This is a genomic window from Frankia sp. CcWB2 (assembly GCF_977927585.1).
The window spans coordinates 11,113-14,259 of the sequence record NZ_CDWRCM010000033.1; the positions used below are offsets into that span (position 1 = coordinate 11,113).

Here is a 3,147-nt window from a genome sequence, read left to right on the forward strand (position 1 = left end):
GACCCTGAGCGGTTAGCATGCCGTGCCTTCCCGGGATGCAACAGTGCCGATGGTCGGTGAACGGTGCCGATGGCCGGTGCGGGCTCTTTCGGCGATGATGTCGGTGGAGGTGGGGGATGGCGAAGGATGAACCGGCGGACCCGCGGCTGCCACGAGGGCCCTCCTGGGCTGCGCAGGTCGGCCCGGGGCGGGCTGAGGACATCGCCGAGAGACTGGCCGCGGAGGAGTCCACCGAGACGACCCTCGAAGCATCCGGCCGGTGGCCGTCGGCCCAGCCGCCTCCCGGGCTCTACCCGCCGCCGCAGTCCGCGGGGCCAGCCTGGGGCACGGGCGAGCTTCCGATCGCGACGCCCGTGTACGGCGGCCCACCGCTCCAACCGCTCCCGCCGCCCCAGCCCGACCGGGATCAGTGGTTTTCCGGGCCTCGGCGGGGTTGGCTGCGTCGCCTGTTCCGAAGGTGACGGATCCGAGATGACCGGGTTCGTTCCCATGGCACGTGCTCAGGCGCCCGGTCCACCCGGTCCACCCGGTTCTCTCCGGTCGAGGAGGACGGCGCCGCGCCGGACGTACGCCGTCTGGGAGCTGACCCTGGCGTGCAATCTCGCCTGCGGGCACTGCGGCTCGCGCGTCGGTGACCGGCGGCCCGCGGAGCTGACGACCGAGCAGGCGCTCGACGTCGTGGCGCAGCTCGCGGCGGTCGGCGTGGACGAAGTCACGCTCATCGGCGGTGAGGCGTTCCTGCGCCGCGACTGGTTGACGATCGCGGCCGAGATCACCCGCCGGGGCATGGGATGCACGGTCACGACGGGTGGATACCGGATGAGCGCGGCCATGGCGCGCGGACTGCGCACGGCGGGTGTCGAACAGTGCTCGGTGTCGGTGGACGGGATGGCCGCCACCCACGATCGCTTACGCGGCCGGAAGGGCTCGTGGCAGTCGTGTTTCACGACGATGGAACGGCTGCGCGCCGCCGGCGTCGAAGCTACCTGCAATACCCAGATCAATCGTCTGACCGCATCCGAACTGCCCGAGCTGTACCGGCGGCTGCGGGCCGCGGGCGTCGTCGCCTGGCAGTGGCAGCTGACCGTTCCGATGGGCAACGCGGCCGACCACGCCGAGCTCCTGCTCCAGCCGGTCGAGCTGCTCGAGGTGTTCCCGATGCTTGCCCGGATCGCGCGTCGCGCCCGCCGGGACGGCATCCGCGTCCATGCCGGCAACAACGTTGGCTACTACGGCCCTTACGAAAGGCTGCTGCGCTCTCCCGAGGGGTCGGCCTTCTGGGCGGGATGCCAGGCCGGGTTGTCCACGCTCGGCATCGAGGCGGACGGCACGATCAAGGGTTGCCCCTCGTTGCCGACCCGGGACTACGCCGGGGGCAACATCCGCGACCGCAGCCTCACCGATCTGCTGCGTGACGCTCCCGAGCTGGCGGTCAACATGGCGGCGGGGACGCCGGCCGCGGTCGAGAACCTGTGGGGCTTCTGCCGCGGCTGTGCGTACGCGGACGTCTGCCGCGGCGGCTGCACCTGGACCGCCCACACTTTCTTCGGCCGCGCCGGCAACAATCCCTACTGCCATCACCGGGCGCTGACACATCAGCGCGCCGGGGTGCGGGAACGGCTGGTCCAGGTCGCCCCGGCGCCGGGGGAGCCATTTGACCATGGACTGTTCTCCGTCGTCCAGGAAGACCTGGACGCGCCCTGGTCCCTGACCGACCGGCCCCGCCTTACGGCCGAGGAGATCCACTGGCCCCGTGACTGGATCGACTGACGGTTCCTTGCCGTCTCGGGAGGTGCCCAACCGGGGAGGTGCGCCAGGTCTGGGATCCGCCCCGGTCGAGGCTGGCCGAGGTCCGGGCCGGCTCGGGTCCGGGCCGGCTCGGGTCCGGGCCGGCTCGGGTCCGGGGGCGCCGGGTCAGGACCTGCGCCAAGTGGGGATGTGGACGGTGCTGGCGGCGGTGAAGGGCGCACTATCCCAGCCACCGTACCGGTCGACCAGTGCCAGGCCGGCGAGCCGAGCCATGAGATCGAGCTCGGCGGGCCAGGCGTGGCGCAACTCCACCGGAGATAGGTGTCGATGCCGTGGTCGGTGATGGCGATGTGGCGGCTATGGATCCGCTGGGTGGAGCGGTCGAGTATCGCGGTGTTCAACCGGGTCTCGTCGTCGGCGGTCGTGGTGACCCGGAGGTCCTGCCCGCGGTCGAACAGGGAGAGTTCCGGTACGAACGCCTCCAGGATGAACACCCCGCCGGGCCGCAGGCGGGCGGCGGCCGAGGCGAAACACCGTTCCTGGTCAGCCTGGGTCAGCAGGGCGAAGAACGTGCTGAACACGACGTAGACGAGGCTGAACGAACCTCCTGGAACGTCGATGTCGGCGAAATCCCCGATCGTCACCGGCAGTTCCGCGCCGCCGGGTTTCGCCCGCAGCCGCCCAACCATGCGCTCGGAGGCGTCGATCCCGGCTACCGGAATTCCACGCGCCGCCAGCGGCAGGGCGATTCGCCCGGTCCCGATTCCGAGTTCCAGTACCGGCCCGTCGCCGGCCCGTTCCGCGGGGAAGTCGACGACCGCGCCGATCTCTTCGACTTGGGAACCCACGAGATGCCACCGGTCGTAGACATCTGCGATCCGGCCGCCGTACTCGGCCGGATCCTCTTTTCCGGGTTTCGTCACCATGCCGACATCGTGACAGTTACCCGGCCAGCCGGCATTCGAATTTTCGCCGTTCTCCGACCGGAAGAAATCAGTTGACACGTGATGTGGACCGCGGCTTTCATGGAAGAATTATTCCACGCCTCGATGCGTCACGGCTGGCTCAGGTGGGACTCTTATCTAAACACCGGCTCCCTGGTGCGGCGTGAGGATCTGCGCGGACACCGTCGTCGCGACCAGGAAGATCACGAAGAGTAGTGCCCAGAGCGGATAACCGGCGCTCGCCGGAGCATCGCGGTGGCGACGAAGAGGGCCAGTTTCACCGCGAGTCGCGACGGTTGGCCGAGCCTGCGTGCTGCCCGCGGCGCCAGCCACCTACCCCAGATTCCGGCTGTCAGAAGTGGGAGGAGCCCGGCAAGGGTGATCTTGGCTGCTGTCGGCAGCGGATCCGGCTGGGCCTGGGGCCTGGGATCCGTGGGCGCGTGGTCCGGGTCGA

At 69.9% G+C, this 3,147-nt stretch carries 3 protein-coding genes and 1 pseudogene; 1 reads left to right on the top strand and 3 read right to left on the bottom strand.

The features are described 5' to 3' along the window. Positions 1–489: 489 nt before the first annotated feature. A complete protein-coding gene (locus ACY45C_RS05730) occupies positions 490–1,770 on the top strand; it encodes a radical SAM protein (protein ID WP_462186607.1) in 1,281 nt (426 codons plus the stop codon). Between the two features lie 144 nt (positions 1,771–1,914). On the opposite strand, the gene ACY45C_RS05735 is transcribed toward ACY45C_RS05730, so the two are convergent. The 3 genes and pseudogenes from ACY45C_RS05735 to ACY45C_RS05745 form a co-directional block, all read right to left on the bottom strand. After that, complete coding sequence (locus ACY45C_RS05735) at positions 1,915–2,061, bottom strand: hypothetical protein (protein WP_462186624.1); 147 nt, start codon at positions 2,059–2,061, stop codon at positions 1,915–1,917. Between the two features lie 209 nt (positions 2,062–2,270). Beyond that, positions 2,271–2,675, bottom strand: a pseudogene (locus tag ACY45C_RS05740) (class I SAM-dependent DNA methyltransferase); the annotation flags it as partial. A 221-nt stretch (positions 2,676–2,896) separates the two neighbouring features. After that, a partial coding sequence (locus ACY45C_RS05745) for a YrdB family protein (RefSeq protein ID WP_462186608.1) occupies positions 2,897–3,147 on the bottom strand: 251 nt, incomplete at its 5' end.